Here is a 17245-nt window from a genome sequence, read left to right as displayed (position 1 = left end):
GCCAGCCCATAGCCTACAGCCAAAAGCCATCGTTCCTCTGCGCCTCTGCGTTAAAAAATTAATCCACGAAGGACACGAAGATGAGGCTATGGGCTATAGGCTATGGGCTTTTGACTTTTAACTTTACCCCTATGTTCTATGCTCTCTGTTCTATGTTCTTTTTGACTTCTGATTTTTGCCTTTTGACTTTTGATTTTGGCTTTTGCCTAAGGTACAATAGCAATATTTGAATTGTTTAAGCGGTGGCCTACATAATGACAGATCATGCAGAGAGTTTATTAGCAGATATTCAGGGGCTTCTGGCAAACGAGCCACAGCTTAAAGCGGCTCTGGCAGCAGCCAAACCCAATACAACCCTCACGATCACGCCTGTGCCAAGCGCAGCGCGGCGGGTTGTGGCAGCCATCGCCACGCTTCAGGCGCGCAGTAGCCTCTTAATTGCCGCCACGCCCGATGCAGCAGTGCGCATGCACGCCGATCTCACCGCTTGGCTCGGCGAAAGCGTGATGCTCTTTCCGCCAACCGATACCTTGCCCTACGAGCATATGTCGGCGGATATTGGGATTGTTGCTCAACGCTTGGCAGTGCTGGGGCGTTTACATGCAGGCGAAACCGTCTGTGTAGTAGCTTCGGTTAAGGCCTTGATGCAACCAACCATGACTCCCGAGGAGTTTGATTTTGCCACCCGCGTGTTGCGCCAAGGCGACCAGCATGATCCACGTAAATTATTGGCCCACTGGGTCAGTTTGGGCTATCGCGTCGGCCCAACCGCCGAACAACCAGGCGATCTCAGCCAGCGTGGCGGGATTATCGATATTTTTCCGCCAACCAGCGAGCGCCCAATTCGGCTTGAATTTTGGGATGATCAGCTTGAAAGTTTGCGCATTTACGACCCAATTTCGCAACGCTCAGACAAACGTGTGCGCCAAATTCAAATCAGCCCAGCCCACGAGATTCCGTTTTGGCGACGTAACGAAGCGATCAAACGCATCGATCAGTTGCAAATTGCTAGCTTGCGTCGCGAAGTGCAACACGAATGGGCCACCGCCCGCGAACATCTCGAAACAGGCCAGCGCTTTGAAGGTCGGGCGTTTTATGCACCGTTCTTCCGCACGCCCCACGAAGCGGTTGAAGCTGGTTTATGGCAACATTTGCCAAGCTCAGCGATGGTGATTCTCTCCGAAGAACATGAATTGAATGCCCAAGGCATCGAACTGCAAAGCCATGCCGACCTTGTGCGCAACACTCAAGTTGAAAATAACGAATTACCAGCAGATTTTCCCTTTCCATTAATTGCCTGGACATTTATTCGCAAAGCAATTCAACGTTGGAGTTGCCTCAACCTGAGCAATCAGCCAATCGCCGATGATCAAAACGATGCCTTTGTGCGCGAAATTAATAGCTTCAGCCAAGCGCCAGCATATGGCGGCCAAACTGATCGGTTGTTTGAAGATTTGCGCGAACGCTTGGTTGGTGGCGAACGAGTTGTATTGGTTTCGCCCCAAGCCAGCCGCTTGCGCGAATTGGCCAGCGAGCACAATTTGGCCCTCATCGGCGAAGAAGATGGCCCCGATGTTGATGATCCAGCTTTCCAAAGCGGCACGATTATTATTCGCCATGGCAACCTATCTGGTGGCTTTAGCAGCGATCCCTTGCGCCTGATCTTGCTCAGCGATAGTGAGATGTTTGGCTGGCAACCACGGCGCGCAATCTCAACGCGTGCCCGCAAACAGCGCAGCGAAAGCGATCGCACGGCGTTTTTGCAATCGCTCAAGGTTGGCGATTATGTGGTGCATATCGAGCATGGCATCGCCCAATACGAGGGTTTATCGCGCATCGAGGCCAGCGGCGCTGAACGTGAGTTTTTGGTGTTGCGCTACGCTTCTGGCGATAAATTGTATGTGCCAGTCGATCAAGTTGATCGGGTTTCGCGCTACATTGGCGCTGGCGAAGGCAAGCCAACCCTCACCCGCTTGGGCACGTCGGATTGGGAGCGAGCCAAGCGCAAAGTGCGGGCTGATGTCGAAGAACTCGCCACCGAATTACTTGATCTCTACGCCGCGCGCCAGTTGGTCGAAGGCTTTGCCTACAGCAGCGACACCTCGTGGCAACGCGAACTGGAAGATAGTTTTCCCTACACCGAAACCGATGATCAATTGCGGGCAATCGAAGATGTCAAGAGCGATATGGAAAACACCCGTCCCATGGATCGGCTGATCTGTGGTGATGTGGGCTTTGGCAAAACCGAAGTTGCGCTCCGCGCCGCCTTCAAAGCGGTGCAAGATGGCCGCCAAGTGGCCGTGCTGGTGCCAACGACGGTGCTGGCCCAACAACATTTCGAAACCTTCTCACGGCGCATGCAGATGTTTCCAGTGCGGATCGAAATGCTTTCGCGCTTTCGCTCGCCAACCCAGCAAAAAGCGATTATCGAACGCATCGCCAAGGGCGAAGTCGATATTGTGGTTGGCACGCATCGGATTTTATCCAACGATTTGCATTTTAAGCAGCTTGGTTTGGTGATTATCGACGAAGAGCAGCGCTTTGGGGTCAAGCATAAAGAAATGTTGAAACGCCTGCGCCATGAAATTGATGTGCTGACGCTGACTGCAACGCCAATTCCACGCACGATGCACATGGCGTTGTCGGGTATTCGCGATCTCAGCGTTATCGATACGCCGCCCGACGATCGTATGCCGATCAAAACCTATGTGCAGCCCTACAACGAAATGTTGGTGCGCGATGCGATTCTGCGCGAGTTAGGGCGCAATGGCCAAGCCTACTTTGTGCATAATCGCGTCCAATCGATTTACACCGTCGCTAATCGCATTCAAAAATTAGTGCCCGAAGCTCGCATTGGCGTTGGCCATGGCCAGATGCCCGAAAAAGCGCTGGAAAAAGTCATTCTGCAATTTTTCGAGGGTATGTTCGATGTGTTTGTTTGTACCACAATTATCGAAAGTGGCATCGACGTACCCAGCGCCAATACGATGATTATCGACGATGCAACGACCTACGGCTTGGCGCAATTGTATCAACTGCGCGGGCGAGTTGGCCGTTCAACCCAACGTGGCTATGCCTATATGTTCTATAACCCAACCAAAGCGATGGGCGAAGAAGCGCAAAAGCGGCTTGAGGCAATTCAAGAGGCCACCGAGTTGGGCGCTGGCTTTCGCATCGCCATGCGCGACCTTGAAATTCGTGGCACTGGTAATTTGTTAGGCGCTGAGCAATCGGGCAATATCACCACGATTGGTTTTGATCTCTACTCACGCTTACTTTCGCAGGCGGTCGAGCGAGTGCGAGAGGAGCGCAAACGTGGCCAAACCCAAAAGGCTGGCGAACAAAAAGCCCAACGGGCGCGTGCCGTCGAAGCGCTGCGCCGCGCGGCGGTGGTTTCGGCGCGCAGTGGTTTTAGCAGCGATGCTGAAGATCCCGTTTTGCCCGATGCAATGGTCAGCATCGACCTGCCGATTAATGCCTATCTGCCGCAAAATTATGTTGACGATGAGCCGCTGCGTTTGCGGGTTTACCAGCATATCGCCGAAGCCCGCTCGACCCGCGACATTCGCATGCTCCGCCAAGAGCTAGAAGATCGCTTTGGGCCAGTGCCTGAGCCAGCAGCGCGCCTGCTTGATTTATTGACGCTCAAAGTTTTGGCTTTACAAGCGGGCGTGGTTTCGATTATCTCCGATGATAACGAAATTACGGTGCGGCTGCCCAAGAGCGTTTATCTTGATCGCGAGCAACTTCAGCGTGAATCGCCGCGCGGCGTGGTGATTGGCCCACAATTGGCACGGCTTGATCGGCGGGTGCTGCGCGACGATTGGGAAGTCGTTTTGCGCCAGTTGCTTGAGGCATTAAATAAAATTAGCAATTGATATGCTTAATTAAGCATACACATTAATGAAATTTTGAGCTTTTAGGCTATAAATATCACAGAAACTGCATATTTGCATAAAACCATGGAATCTGCTATAGTTTTGGGGAATGCAACGTCTTGAGCTTGCACAACCAACTTGCATTCGTGGTCAGGTAGCAATACCTGCTCAACAAAACAGGCCACAGCGAAAAAAAGCGAGGCATGCGTTCCGGGAAGACGCAAGCGCAGCTTTTTTCGTTTTTAGCCTGCTCGTTTTTGGATACAGGAAAGAGGATTCCAGTCATGTTCGAACGAAGCAAACGCTTAGCCGCCATCGTGCTTACGGGCGCGATCTTGGCAGCCTGCGGAAGCGGCACCAGCACCACGCAACCAACTACTGGCAGCACCAACGCAACGGCGGTGGTCGAGCCAGGCACAGATACTGGGGCGCAACCCAGCAGCGATGGCACGGTGATTATTGGCATGAGCCAATCACCTGATACGCTGTTTGGGATGGAATCGCAATCAAGCGCCACCACCCAAGTGTTAAACTCGGTGCAACCGGTCTGTATTACGACCTTGAGCTACGATTATCAACCAGTTTGTTTTAGCGAATTGCCAACCTTCGAAAATGGCGGCGCAGTTGAAGAAACCGTCACCATCGACGAAAGCTATACAGGCCCATTCGTGATCAATAATGAAATCGTAACCGATACCAGCATTTTGACTGGGCCAATCGAATTGCCCCAAGTCAAAGTAACCTGGAAGTTGGTCGATGGCATCGCATGGGAAGATGGCACGCCAGTAACCGCCGACGACTTCTTGTTTGCCGCTGAGTTGTATGCCAACCCAGGCACCAAGGTCGCCAGCCGCTTCACCATCGAGCACACCGCTAAATACGAAAAGGTCGATGATCAAACCTTCTCGTGGTATGGTTTGCCTGGCTATCAAGATTCAACCTATTTCTTGAATTATGCAGGCGGCGCGCTTGGCCCTGAGCCAAAGCACGTCCTTGGCAGTGTTGATGCAGCAACCATTGGTGGCAGCGATTATGCAAGCAAACCATTGGCCTATGGCGCATACAAAATCGATGAATATGTGCCCCAAGAGCGAGTTGTGCTGAGCGCGAACCCAAATTATTGGGGCGCAAAACAAGGCTTGCCCAAAATTGCTAATGTTATTTATAAATTCGTCACCAACGAAGATCAAATTTTGCAACAATTGCAATCAGGCGAAATCGATGTGGTCGGCCAAATTGGCTTATCGTTAGCCCAAGCACCATCACTTGATGAATTGCAAGCTGGCAACGAATTTGATATTCAATATGTGCCAGCCACGGTCTGGGAACATATCGACTTTGCAGTTGAGCGTGGCGATGGGATTGCAACACCGTTTGCCGACCCCAAAGTGCGCCAAGCAGCTGCTTATGCTATCAATCGCCAAGAAATTATCGATCAGATTTTGTTTGGCAAAACTGTGGCCATGAACAGCTTCATGCCTGAAGATCACTGGGCTTACCCCAGCGATGCAAGCGCCATCAACAGCTACGATTTTAATCCAAGCAAGGCAATCGAATTGCTGAAGGAAGCAGGATGGGTTGCTGGCGATGATGGTATTTTGGTCAAAGATGGCCAACCATTCAAGATCGAATTCTTCACCACCGAAGGCAACGATACTCGCCAAGCAGTCGCCCAATTGGTGCAAGAATACTTGCGCGATGTTGGCATCGATGCTGAATTGCAGTTTGTGCCTGGCACCGATTCATTGTTCAAAAATGGTTCGGAAGGCATCTTAGCTGGTCGGCGCTACGATTTGGCCTTGTATGCATGGGTCAGCGGCCCTGAGCCATCAACGCCATTGTATTTGTGCAGCCAAGTGCCAACCGCCGAAAACGGCTACGCTGGTCAAAACAACACTGGCTACTGTAACCCAGACTATGATAAAGTGGCGCTCGAAAGCCAAAGCATCGTCGAACGGGCAAACCGCTTGCCATTGCTCAGCCAAGCCCAACAAATCTTCAACCGCGATTTGCCAACCTTGCCGTTGTATCAACGGATTAATGTTGGGGCTGCCCGCAAAACAATCAGCGGCTTCAAACTCGACCCAACCAGCCAACAAGATTTCTACAACATCGAAACCTGGGAATTGGCGCAATAGGGAAGGGCTATAGGATGGATGGCTATTGGCTATCGGAACAATCGATATGTCAATAGCCATCCATCCACAAAGAACGTAACCGCGAAGAGCACGAAAGATGATCCTTCGTGCTCTTTACGATTAACGATCCACGAAGAGCACGAAGATCGCGAAGGTTAAGTTTTTTCGCCACAGATTGACACAGATTGGCGCAGATTATTATTTTCCAATAGCCTATAGCCTATAGCCATCATTTCGCTTCATCCCTCATAATTCATAATTCATACCTTGTTTTAGCCACGAATTGCACGAATTCCACGAAGCATGTTCCGATAGCCTCTAGCCACCAGCCTATAGCCTCATCCCTCTGCACCTCTGCGCCTCTGCGTTAAAACGTTGCTCCTTTTTTGCCTTTTGATTTCTGCCTTTGGCCTTTCATCCCTCATAATTCATACTTCTGACTTTTGATTTTTGCCCTGTTAACAATTGCTCATCAAATGCTTACACCAAATTTGCAGATTTGTTAATCAATTCAGGGTAGGCTAGATTCAAACAAGCTATCAGGAGCTATTTGGGCATGGCGCAAGCAATTAAGCAACCGATTCATCCTTGGGCAAAGCGGCTTTACCAAGCAGGACGCTGGGCTGGCAATACTGTACTTTGGTTGCTGCTCTGGCTCAGCTGTATTGCTAGTATGTTTTTTATGATTCGCTATTTCAGCGCTGCTGAATGGCTCAGCAATTTGCAAGGCACACCGCACATGCTGGCCGAATTTGGCATGCGGTTGTTGATGGCGCTGCCATGTACGCTCTTGCTCGTGCTGATGCTGCGGCCTGTGCGTACTCGGCGTTGGATTATTGACCAAATTATTAAGCTCGCTCAAGGCTTACGGCGCAAGCAAACCAACCAATCTAGCGAGCAACCCGTAACCCCAATTGCCAACGAAATCGCGCCAACAAGCCCCAGCCTTGCAAGCAAACCGCTCTCTCGCCGCCGCTTTTTGGTCGAATCGGGGTTGGTTGGCGGGGTGGTTGGCTATGCCATGTTGGTTGAGCCATACCAAATTCAAGTGCGCGAAGTGAACTTGCCAATTGCCAATTTGCCCGAACGCTTTCGCGGCATGAGCATCGCCCAAATGAGCGATTTGCACATCAATGCCTACACCACCAGCGCCGATTTGGCCCGTGCTGTGGCCCAAATCAACCAACTTAACCCTGATATGGTGCTTTTGACTGGCGATTTTGTGGATTGGGATGCGCGCTTTGCTGACGCGGCGACCGAACCGTTTCGCCAGCTGCGTGCGCCAGAGGGCATTTATTCAGTGCTGGGCAATCACGATTACTACAGCGGCAAGATTGACACAATCAAACAAGCAATTCAACGCCACGATTTAGGCTTGTTGGTCAATCAACATACGGTTTTGCGGCGCGGCGCTGATCAATTGGTGCTGGTTGGGTTTGATGATCCACGCCATAATCGCAACGGCGGGCCACGGCTCAGTCCAGAGAGCATCAATCCCGAGGCAGCCTTGAAAGGCACGCCCAAGAATGTGGCGCGCTTGGCGATGGTGCATAACCCAGTAATTGTGCCGCATTTCGTGGCCAACTATCAGCTTGATGTGATTTTATCGGGCCATACTCATGGTGGCCAGTTTCAAGTGCCAATTCTGACCGATCAGTTGGTTGGCAATGCTGAATATTTTGTGCGTGGCCATTACGATCTTGGCAAATCGCAGGTTTATGTCAATAGTGGCTTTGGCTTTACCGGGCCGCCGTTGCGTTTTCGGGCAGCGCCAGAAATCACATTAATCAATTTGGTCAATGCCAAAGCCTAGCCCGACTCAAGGCTGAGAGCTAGCAAGGCCAACGGCTGAGCACAATCTTGGTTTTTGCTGTATAATAGCCATTACGTGTCAATTTTTATGATTGTACGAAACGCCAAATAAAAGGGGGTGAATTCTAGTGGCAAGCATTTCGGTAGATTCAAATGAATCAATCGACAAAGCACTGCGCCGTTTTAACAAGGCCGTGCAAGCTGATGGCATTTTGACGGAAGCCCGTCGCCGTGAGCATTATGAAAAGCCTAGCGTTAAACGCAAGCGCAAGGAAGCTGCTCGTCTGCGTAAGTTGCAAAAGATGGCTCGTGAGGCCAACAACTAAGCAATTCGCATGACGCCCCCCGAATCGCCGCAGCTTGTGGAAATACCACGCTGCGGCGATTTTCATGTATCATGAGAGTTGCAGATTATTAAAGAGGTTCAAAAATGTCGATTCAACAACAACTGCAAGAAGATATGAAAAATGCCATGCGCAACAAAGAGCAACAACGGCTCGATACGATTCGCATGATGCTCGCATCGCTTAAAAATGCCCAAATTGATCTTCGGCGCGAGCTTGATGAAGTTGAAGCAGTTGGCGTGATTCAAAAAGAAGCCAAGCGTCGCCGCGATGCTATGGCCGAGTATAATAAAGCGAATCGCCCAGATTTGGCTGCCAGCGAAGAAGTTGAACTGGCGATGATCGAAGCCTATTTGCCCACCATGCTCAGCGCCGATGAATTGCGGCCAGAAATTGCGGCAATTATTGCCGAGCTTGGCGCAACCAGCATCGCCGACCTTTCCAAAGTAATGCCTGCGGCTATGCAGCGCTTCAAGGGCAAAGCAGAAGGCCGCGTGATCAACGAGGTTGTGCGCTCATTACTTAGTGCCTAAGCTATGATAGTTCGTTCATATCGCTTAAAAACCTTGTTACGCTCCCTGATCGAGCATCACCACCACTGGGTGTTGGTGCTCTTCGGGATCGGGCTGACCGTGATCTTGACCGTGATTTTTACGTGGCGCTCAGCCGTCAACCAAGATATTATGGTCGGGCGGCCAAGCCCACGCACCATCAATGCTGATCGCGATTTGACCTTTGAAAGCCAATTGCTAACTGAGGCCAAACGCCGCGAAGCCGCCAACGATCCGCGTAACTTGGTTTATAACGAAGATACTCAAATTCATGGCCAGCAACGCGAGCAACTGCAAGCAACCTTCAGCGTAATCAATTCGATTCGCGATAATCCCAGCCTCAATCTTGATCAGCAGCGTGGCCAACTGACTGAATTGCCATCGCTGCCACTTTCCGATACGCTAGCAATTACAATTCTTGAGGCCGACGACGATACATGGCAACGGATTAAAGATCAAACCAATGCCTTGTATGATCGCACGCTGCGCGAAAATAATTATTCGCTGGATGAAACAACCCTCGCCGATATTAAAATTCGCTATTTGCCTTACAACTTGCCGAGTAGCTTGGACCAAGATCAGCGAGCCGTTGTGCTCTATTTGGTCGAGCAAACCCTGCATGTTAATCGCACCCTCAACCAAGAAGAAACTGCGCGCCGCCAACAAACCGCCCGCAACGCCGTCCAATCGGTCTCGAAGGATGTTGTGAATGGCGAAAATATTGTGCGCCAAGGCGATACGGTTTCAGCAGAACAATACGAAACTCTGGTCAAAATGGGCCTGATCACGCCAGAATTGGGGATTGACGGCTTTATGGGGCGCTTACTTTTGGCGCTCTTGGTCGCCTTGGGGCTTGGCATAGCGCTGTATATCGATCAGCATAATCTGCTGACGTGGCCGCGCGCCTTGCTGGTCATTATGATTTTGACCGTCATCCCGATTTTATTTGGGCGGTTATTTATTGGCACATGGTTGAACTTCCCCGAAACCTTCGCCTTGGCAATTATTGCGATTCCGCTGGCGGCGCTGTTTAACAATAATTTGGCCTTGATCGTCTCGGCTTTGGTGTCGATTGTAATTATGTTTTTGGGCGAGGGCGCACTGCAAGTTGGCATGATTAGCTTTGCAGGAGCGTTGTGCGGTATCTACGCCATTCGCCGCGCCGACCGTGCCATGGCCTTTATGATGGCTGGCGTTTGGATTGCGCTGGGCGTATTTGCCACGGCCATGGTTTGGCGCTTGATTCAGCCCCAAGGCGTGACATGGCAACAAACCATGTTTACCTTGATTTTTAGCGTGCTCAACGGCGGCATTACCGCTATGATGTCGCTGACCTTGCACAACGTGCTGGGACGGGTCGCTGGCATCGTCACGCCAATGCAATTGCTGGAATTGGCCCACCCCAACCAGCCACTGTTACGGCGCTTGATGCAAGAAGCACCAGGTACCTATCATCACTCGGTTGTCGTGAGTAATTTGGCCGAACAAGCCGCCGAACGCATTGGCGCAGATACCTTGTTGACGCGGGTCGGAGCCTATTATCACGATATTGGCAAAATGCTGCGCCCCTTCTTCTTCACCGATAATCAATATGATCGCTCGAATGTGCACGATAATCTCGATCCGCAAACCAGTGCCAAATTAATCGCCGACCACGTGATCGAAGGCGCGAAGATCGCGCGCCAGCATAAAATTCCTGAGCAAATTGTTAATTTTATTGTTGAACATCATGGCACCGATGTCATTCGCTATTTCTATCAGCAAGCCTTGCAAGCAGAAGATAGCGTTGATATTAACAATTATCGCTACCCCGGCCCCAAGCCTCAATCGAAAGAAACCGCAATCTTGATGCTCGCAGATGGCGTGGAAGCTACCGTGCGCTCCAAGGAGCAATCGGGCATGCTGGTTGCTGAGCGCCACGACGATGATGATCATCAAGCGCCGAAGGGCTGCCAGAGCATCGCCCAAGTGGTCAATCAAAGCATCGATATGCGAATTGCCAGCGGCCAGCTTGATCAATCGCCGCTGACCCAACACGATCTGAATACGATTCGCCAATCGTTTGTCAAAACCCTGCAAGGGATCTATCATCCACGGGTTGAGTATCCCAAGTTGATTCGGGAAGCCCAGCCAAAGTGAACTATCACGCCCACGAGGGGCGTGGCTTCTGCCTTCAACGACGGTTACCAGCGTTTCGCTGGGTTTACACCATCTCCAGCAGCGTTTTGGCTTTCCGTCGTCCCAACCGCAAGCAGGCGTATTCCTTCATGCAACATGTTGATCGCGGCGTTGCCATCCCGATCATGGGTCGTGCCACAGGTGGGACATGTCCACATGCGATCCGCCAGCGTTAAAGTGGTTTTCGTCTGGCAATGGTGGCAGGTTTTCGATGAGGCGTAGAACCGCCCAACTTTAACAATCTGTTGTCCGTGCCATTCGGCTTTATGGTGCAGCATTTGCATGAAGGTACTGAGGGCGGCATCACTGAATGATTTGGCCAGCTTGGTTCTCGCAAGGCCTTTAATATTCAGGTCTTCGATGCACACCACGTCGAATCGTCGAACAATCCCCAACGCATGCTTATGCAGCCAATCGGCGCGTTGGTTACGGATTTTTTGATGGACTTTCGCAACCCGCTTCTTTGCTTTTAATCGGTTGTTGCTCCCCTTTTGAGCGCGTGAGAGTTTGCGCTGAGCGCGGGCAAGTTTCTTCTGGTTGCGGCGGTAGAACTTTGGTGGTGCAGTTTTTTCGCCTGTTGACAGCGTGGTGAAGGATTCCAGTCCCACATCAATCCCCACAGGCCGATCAGCGGTTGGTTGAACATCAGGGCGGTCGATATGACAGACAAACACCACCCACCATGCGCCCATTGCGTCTTGCTTGATTGTTGCGCCCTTCGTTATGCCTTGCAAGGGGCGATGAATAACCGCCTGCATCAGTCCGATTTTTGGCACGCTGATCGTGCGTTCATCAATCATAACCACGCCTTGCGGAAAGCGGAGGCTATGCAGCGTAACTTTGCGTGATTTGAAACGTGGGTATTTGGCGCGTTTGGCAAAAAAGTTGCTGAAGGCCGTGTTTGGTAGTGGGTTTGCTTGCAGTGCAATGCCCAATTCCAGACAAAGCGTCGGCAGCCAGCCCACTGGACCAAGGTTTCGACGTGGGTTAGGGTGGGTTGCAAGACGATATTTGTAACAACGGGTCAGCGTTCGCATGATCAAGCTTCCTTTTGATTGGCGCTATCTGCGGTCGTGGCGGATTGCGTTGGTGTGCGTAGTCATGGCCTTGGTTCTTTTCAATGGTGAGTGTCGTAGTAGCAACACCATCAACTAAATATGCGATAATTATAGCATATCCTAATGTATAATGTCAACTACCTATTGCAAAAATAGAGTATATTCGCTATAATTCTCTCAACGTAGGCAGGAGTTAACAGCATGGCACGATGGCGACTACGGGAAATCGCGGAGCCAGAACGATGGACTGCCCGAAAACTCGCTATAGCGACAGGCTTGGCGTATAACACGGTTTGGGGTATCTGGACGGGGAAGAGCAAACGCGCCGATCTGGAAACCCTGTCAACACTGGCAGCAGCACTCAACGTTCATCCACGAGACCTGATCGGGAATGGCGAGGATCCTGGGGAGACGGAAGAATGATATGCCCTCGCACTGCTACGAACAGTCGAGGGCATGGCGACACCAAACCAAGGAAGGCAGAGCGACGATTAGTATACGCGATAATGGCCATTTTTTGACTGTATGGGATAGAGTATGTCGTACGCAGTCAAAAACAACCGAACCACGTTTGATTGCTCTTCACAAGATAGCCTGCTATTTCTCTCTTTAATTGCTCTTCGTCAGAACTGGCACGCATGCATCCCACGCGGGGAACCTACACCGTGGGTCTTGGGGCGGGGTGTTCTGCGGCAAGCCTATAAACCAACCTATCAATAAGGAAATAACGCGGTATGTTAGAACTAACAGCCCATATTGAAGTTGTGCCTGCCGATTTGGTGCTTGATACCAGTTTGCTAGAGCAGGTCGTAGCCCAAGTGTTACGTGATGAAGGCCAAACTGGCACCTGGGAAATTGGCATTCGCATCACCAACGATCAAGAATTACAAGAACTCAATCGCCAATATCGTGGCATTGATCGCCCAACCGATGTGCTTTCGTTTGGCGAGTATGAAGACGATGATGATGATTTTATTGTGCCAGATGGCGTGTACGACGATGATGAATTTGACGATCCTGAGGCTGATGAAGCTGCCTATCTTGGCGATTTGGCAATTTCGTATGAGCGGGTGCTGACCCAAGCTCAAGAGTATGCCCATTCGAGCCGCCGCGAATTATGCTATTTGGTAGCCCACGGCAGCTTGCACCTGCTCGGTTACGACCACGAAACCGACGAGGAGCGCGAAGATATGCGCCAACGCGAGGAAAAAGCCCTGCAAGCGCTTGGCATTACCCGCGAAGCAGAGCCGTATGTTTAGGGTCTAGGGGTCAGGAGTCAGGGACTAGCAATTGATCCATAAAGGACAAGAAGGGCACGAAGTTCGAAACCGCGAAGCACGCGAAGGTCGCGAAGTATTCAAATTCAAATAGCCCGAACCCTGCCCCCAACCACCAAGCTCCAGCGCCATTATGTTCTATGCTCTATGTGTACTAGCTCATTGGGTTGGCAACCAGAAGCATGCCCTCACCCCCGGCCCCGCTCCCACTGAACGCGGGCGAGGGGAGCACTGGATTCGTGGTTCCCCCTCGCCTCGCTGGCGGGAGAGGGGGCTAGGAGGTGAGGGGGAATCGTTGTTAACGCAATAAATCAGTACAGCTATGTTCTATGCTCTTGATGAGAATTTGTGGATGTTTCAGGCGATTTGGAAATTTATCTGCGGCTTTGGCTATGCCTTTCGCGGCATTTGGATCTTAATTCGCAGCCAGCGCAACGCTCAAGTTCATTGTTTGGCAGTAGTTGTTGTGGCAATCGCAGGCTGGTTGCTCGAGATCAGTGCCAATGAATGGCTGGCAGTGATATTAATTAGCGTGATCGTTTTGGCACTTGAAGCAGTAAACACAGCGATTGAGAGCGTGGTCGATTTGGTTTCGCCAAGCTATCATCCGCTCGCAGGCCGCGCCAAGGATGTAGCGGCAGGAGCGGTGTTGATTGCAGCAATCGGGGCCTTGCTGATTGCCGCAATCATCGTTTGGCCGCGCCTAGCGCACTTGATAGCTAGTTGAACGTTGATCAAGCAGATACTCTTGCCAGAGCGTTTGGCCAGCCTCGCCACGTGCCACCGGCTGCATGCGATCAGCGCCATCGGGCACAAGGCTCAAGTGTTGCTCAGCAAAAAAGACCGTTGGCCGACCATCGTAGTCAACCACTGGCGAGATTGGCAGGCCAAAGATATCGGGGCCGCCATGAGCACGCCAGTAGCGCCACAAGAGCGTTGGCATCGTGATTCCCGTGGTTGCCTCAACCGTGGTCGTCACTAAGGGCAATAATTCCTCTGAGCGTGTCATCAGTGCTTGCACAGCTCGCAAGTTTTGTTCAAAATCGGGCAATTCGCCAGTTGATAATTCTGGCGTGATCGAGGCAATGCCCAGCGCCCCTGCCCAATCGTGCATCCCGCCAGTAATCATATAATTGCCCCAATAGCGGTCATAGCGATAGCCGCTGGCTTCAGCATAGACTTGGGCCAAAGCAATTGATGGTGCATGTTCGCAAAAAGCAGGAAACACATCGCCGCCATCGCTATGAATCCAAACCACCGCCGAGGCATCGAGCACCAAATCACGCACCAACTGGCTCTCTAATTCCGATTCGACAAAGGCTCCGCCGGTATCCGAAACGATGCCATACGCGCCCTCGACCGTTTGATTCCAATCGTTATCAGGGCAGGCATCGAAGTTGGTATCCATGTTGCGGTTGAGATCAACGCTGCGGCTATTGAAGCGCGTGCCAATTGCTAAGCCATCGGGATTGACCGTGGGAATGATATACAAGCTCACATCGGCTGGCACTTCGTTGGGTCGTTGGCGAAAATGCTCAAGCAACGCCATTGCCAATTGATAGGTGTTGGCTTCAGGGCCGCCGTGGGTATTCGACACCAGAAACAGCTTGCGCGGGCCTGTGCCAAAGCGCGTGCCAGTAATTGCCCGCCCTTGCAGCGATGTACCAAAGGTCAAATCGATAATTGGCACAGTGCTAGCGCTTGGCGTTGCTTGGTTGGTTGGCGTTTGGGCGACAAGCGTGGTCGCCGGAATGCAGAGCAATCCAGCGACCATACTTAACATCAGCAGATATTTCTTCATTAGGGATTTGGTGTTGGAACCACAAGTTCAGGTGTTGGCTCTGGTTGTGGTTCAGGCGTTGGCTCCGGCTGTTGCGGTGGTTCTGGCTCCGGCGTTGGTGTGGCCGGCTTCGCACACGGGTCGGTTGGACGACAGCCTTTTGGTGGCAATGGCGTTGCCGGATTGTGTACAAAGATATCGGGCCATGGCTTGAAGTGGGTATAGAATGGCTCGCGCACAACCACTTGGCCATTTTGGCGGATAATGCGATAAACCGTAATATCCATGCCATCGCGCGCGGTATCAGTCTGATTGAAGACACCGACTGGCTCTTTGGCATCAGCGATAAAGGTTGGCTCGGTTGGCTTAGGATATTCTTTGGTTACATAGGGGCCATCAAGCACAACTTCGCGCTCAGGAGCCGTGCCATACAAGGCATAGGTAACGGTAGCAGTTGAATCGTTGACGTAGGTGTTGAGCAACAACCAATTGCCAGTATCATTGACAAAGCGGAAGTCCAATGCCCCAGTGAAAATTGCCGCATCCATGCCAAACGATTCGTACACTTCATACCACGAAATGCGGAAGGAGTGGGTATGACGCTCGGTAATGGGCAAACCAGCGTGGAACGCAGCCCGGAACAAGGTCGTTGAATCTTGGCAAATCCCGCCGCCCCATTCTTCTTGAGTGCGATTGCCAACAATTGCATAGCCCTTGACGAAGCCATTTGATTCGTCGATTGAGCCAACCGCATTGTTGAACGAGAATTCCTCGCCAGGTTTGATTAAGATGCCATCAAGCAAGTACGAGCCAGCTTTGATGTTGGTAACCCGATATGAAGCTGAGCCTTTGTAGGAACTTTGGCCAACCCCAACCGTTTCGACAATCCCCAAGCTATGCAAGTTTTCGGCGGTTACATCGGGCTGCACTTCTTTGATCACTAATTCGATAGTGCGGGTTTCGCCAATCGTGGCTTGCTCGATAATGCGCAGCGCTGAGGCTTCTTCATCGAGGCGCAAACCAGTACGGCCTTCGCGAGTAATTGTTAGGGCACCGCCATCCCACGCCACGCGCGGATTGACCGAACCACGGCCAATTTCGTCGGCGAAGCTTGCGACCCGTTGGCGAATCATTTGCTCGTTCAACGAGGCCACCATTTTGGTTTTGCCGTTCGCGTCGGTGTGGGTGTCGAGCCGAATCAAAGCCCGCAAATCATCAACGCTCAATTCCCATTGCAACTCGCCTGCAACCAACGTCAACGGTGATTGCAAGACAGCATCAATCGTTTGTTTGGCTTCAGCAACGCCATCATCAAGCACGGTTGGCACAACCATTTCGGTGCGCAACACAACTTCAGCTGGCGAGAGCGTTTGCAACTGGGTCAAAATATCCTGTGCAGTTTCATCAATCAAGATCAAACGGCCTTCGCGGGCAGGAGTCATGGTGGCGTTATTACCAGCCACAATCAAGTTGGCATTAACTGGCGCAGCAATCAAATCGTTGGTTGCAGTGCTCAGATACTCGCCCAATTGGCCTTGATCGATCGTCACTTGCAACGGAATATCATAGCCATTTTGCCAAATGCCTGAAACTGCTTGCAAAGTATTGATGATATTACCACCACGCCCGAGCTTATAGGCTTCATCGACCGATTGCTCGACCGAGAGACTGATGCCTGCATCTTGTGCTGAAGGCTCCCAGGTTTGACCATTGAAACTGAGTGCTAAAGGCCGCTTGAGCAAATCGGCATAGCGCTCGTTGAGCAAGGCTTTGGCTTCTTCAGGCGTTTTTTGGCTCATATCGATGCCCTGAATTGCCACATTTGGATAAATGCGGCCTTCAAAGGTGCGGTTGAGATACCACAACCCTACGCCAAATAGTAAGCCAAACAAGCCCAACGTAATGCCAGCGCCCCAGATAAATGTTCGCAGACGGCTGCGTTTCCGTTGTGGTGGCGCAGCCGATCGAACGGGGAGATCGTCGGCCAATGGCGCAGTTGCTTCATACTGCTCGACATCGCCATTTTGACGGCGACGCTCCATGGGGCCATATTTTTGATAAAATTCATCTGCCATGCCAAACACTCCTAGCGACCAAACAGCACAATAGTTTTATAAATTAACAAACCAAGCCTAATGTGCTTAGATGTTGATGAAAATACTGGCAATTAACGAAAATACCAAAACCACCACCAGAATGATGGACACAATTCGGTAAATTTGTTTAAGC

Annotated in this window: 12 protein-coding genes and 1 pseudogene; 9 read left to right on the top strand and 4 right to left on the bottom strand. The window is 51.3% G+C overall.

From position 1 onward, the window contains the following. Positions 1-254: 254 nt before the first annotated feature. From mfd to JOD20_RS06345, 6 genes are all read left to right on the top strand, one after another. Positions 255-3878 (top strand): transcription-repair coupling factor, encoded by a 3624-nt coding sequence (gene mfd / locus JOD20_RS06370; RefSeq protein ID WP_204754456.1) that lies wholly within the window; start codon positions 255-257, stop codon positions 3876-3878. A 284-nt stretch (positions 3879-4162) separates the two neighbouring features. After that, a complete protein-coding gene (locus JOD20_RS06365) occupies positions 4163-6016 on the top strand; it encodes a peptide ABC transporter substrate-binding protein (protein ID WP_204754455.1) in 1854 nt (617 codons plus the stop codon). A gap of 556 nt (positions 6017-6572) precedes the next feature. Next, entirely contained in the window at positions 6573-7829 is a 1257-nt protein-coding gene (locus JOD20_RS06360) for a metallophosphoesterase (protein WP_204754454.1), read from the top strand. A gap of 127 nt (positions 7830-7956) precedes the next feature. Beyond that, positions 7957-8154, top strand: a complete 198-nt coding sequence (gene rpsU, locus JOD20_RS06355) for a 30S ribosomal protein S21 (protein WP_012190199.1) — start codon at positions 7957-7959, stop codon at positions 8152-8154. A 104-nt stretch (positions 8155-8258) separates the two neighbouring features. Further along, entirely contained in the window at positions 8259-8705 is a 447-nt protein-coding gene (locus tag JOD20_RS06350; protein WP_054535371.1) for a GatB/YqeY domain-containing protein, read from the top strand. Between the two features lie 3 nt (positions 8706-8708). Further along, positions 8709-10862, top strand: a complete 2154-nt coding sequence (locus JOD20_RS06345; protein ID WP_204754453.1) for an HD family phosphohydrolase — start codon at positions 8709-8711, stop codon at positions 10860-10862. 44 nt (positions 10863-10906) lie between these two features. On the opposite strand, the gene JOD20_RS06340 is transcribed toward JOD20_RS06345, so the two are convergent. Continuing rightward, positions 10907-11866 (bottom strand): RNA-guided endonuclease InsQ/TnpB family protein, encoded by a 960-nt coding sequence (locus JOD20_RS06340; protein ID WP_338034175.1) that lies wholly within the window; start codon positions 11864-11866, stop codon positions 10907-10909. Then, positions 11848-11904, bottom strand: a pseudogene (locus tag JOD20_RS26855) (hypothetical protein); the annotation flags it as partial. The gene JOD20_RS06340 and the pseudogene JOD20_RS26855, both read right to left, overlap by 19 nt. A 256-nt stretch (positions 11905-12160) precedes the next feature. On the opposite strand from JOD20_RS26855, the gene JOD20_RS26965 reads away from it, so the two are divergent. From JOD20_RS26965 to JOD20_RS06325, 3 genes are all read left to right on the top strand, one after another. Next, positions 12161-12382 (top strand): helix-turn-helix domain-containing protein, encoded by a 222-nt coding sequence (locus tag JOD20_RS26965; RefSeq protein ID WP_204754452.1) that lies wholly within the window; start codon positions 12161-12163, stop codon positions 12380-12382. 311 nt (positions 12383-12693) lie between these two features. Then, on the top strand, positions 12694-13218 hold the full coding sequence (gene ybeY / locus JOD20_RS06330) for an rRNA maturation RNase YbeY (RefSeq protein ID WP_204754451.1): 525 nt from the start codon (positions 12694-12696) through the stop codon (positions 13216-13218). Positions 13219-13558: 340 nt separating this feature from the next. Continuing rightward, positions 13559-13963, top strand: a complete 405-nt coding sequence (locus JOD20_RS06325; protein ID WP_239583748.1) for a diacylglycerol kinase family protein — start codon at positions 13559-13561, stop codon at positions 13961-13963. Here JOD20_RS06325 and JOD20_RS06320 read toward each other — a convergent pair. Then, positions 13940-15019, bottom strand: coding sequence for a M14 family metallopeptidase (locus JOD20_RS06320; protein ID WP_204754450.1), 1080 nt, complete (start codon positions 15017-15019; stop codon positions 13940-13942). The two genes, JOD20_RS06325 and JOD20_RS06320, sit on opposite strands and share 24 nt — an antisense overlap. 17 nt (positions 15020-15036) lie before the next feature. Then, positions 15037-17091: a VanW family protein gene (locus JOD20_RS06315; protein ID WP_204754449.1), complete on the bottom strand. Its 2055-nt coding sequence runs from the start codon at positions 17089-17091 to the stop codon at positions 15037-15039. Positions 17092-17245 lie beyond the last annotated feature (154 nt).

The sequence above is a fragment of the Herpetosiphon giganteus genome (assembly GCF_016907925.1).
GTDB lineage: Bacteria > Chloroflexota > Chloroflexia > Chloroflexales > Herpetosiphonaceae > Herpetosiphon > Herpetosiphon giganteus.
Note: the sequence above shows the minus strand (reverse complement) of the source record. Positions and strands in the feature narration are given on the sequence as shown.

Excerpts from the sequence above, each read along its gene's own strand:
- JOD20_RS06320 (WP_204754450.1), bottom strand. The coding sequence starts at position 15,019 with ATGTTAAGTATGGTCGCTGGATTGCTCTGCATTCCGGCGACCACGCTT.
- JOD20_RS06360 (WP_204754454.1), top strand. The coding sequence starts at position 6,573 with ATGGCGCAAGCAATTAAGCAACCGATTCATCCTTGGGCAAAGCGGCTT.
- JOD20_RS06325 (WP_239583748.1), top strand. The coding sequence starts at position 13,559 with ATGTTCTATGCTCTTGATGAGAATTTGTGGATGTTTCAGGCGATTTGG.
- mfd (WP_204754456.1), top strand. The coding sequence starts at position 255 with ATGACAGATCATGCAGAGAGTTTATTAGCAGATATTCAGGGGCTTCTG.
- JOD20_RS06315 (WP_204754449.1), bottom strand. The coding sequence starts at position 17,091 with ATGGCAGATGAATTTTATCAAAAATATGGCCCCATGGAGCGTCGCCGT.
- ybeY (WP_204754451.1), top strand. The coding sequence starts at position 12,694 with ATGTTAGAACTAACAGCCCATATTGAAGTTGTGCCTGCCGATTTGGTG.
- JOD20_RS06350 (WP_054535371.1), top strand. The coding sequence starts at position 8,259 with ATGTCGATTCAACAACAACTGCAAGAAGATATGAAAAATGCCATGCGC.
- JOD20_RS26965 (WP_204754452.1), top strand. The coding sequence starts at position 12,161 with ATGGCACGATGGCGACTACGGGAAATCGCGGAGCCAGAACGATGGACT.
- JOD20_RS06365 (WP_204754455.1), top strand. The coding sequence starts at position 4,163 with ATGTTCGAACGAAGCAAACGCTTAGCCGCCATCGTGCTTACGGGCGCG.
- JOD20_RS06345 (WP_204754453.1), top strand. The coding sequence starts at position 8,709 with ATGATAGTTCGTTCATATCGCTTAAAAACCTTGTTACGCTCCCTGATC.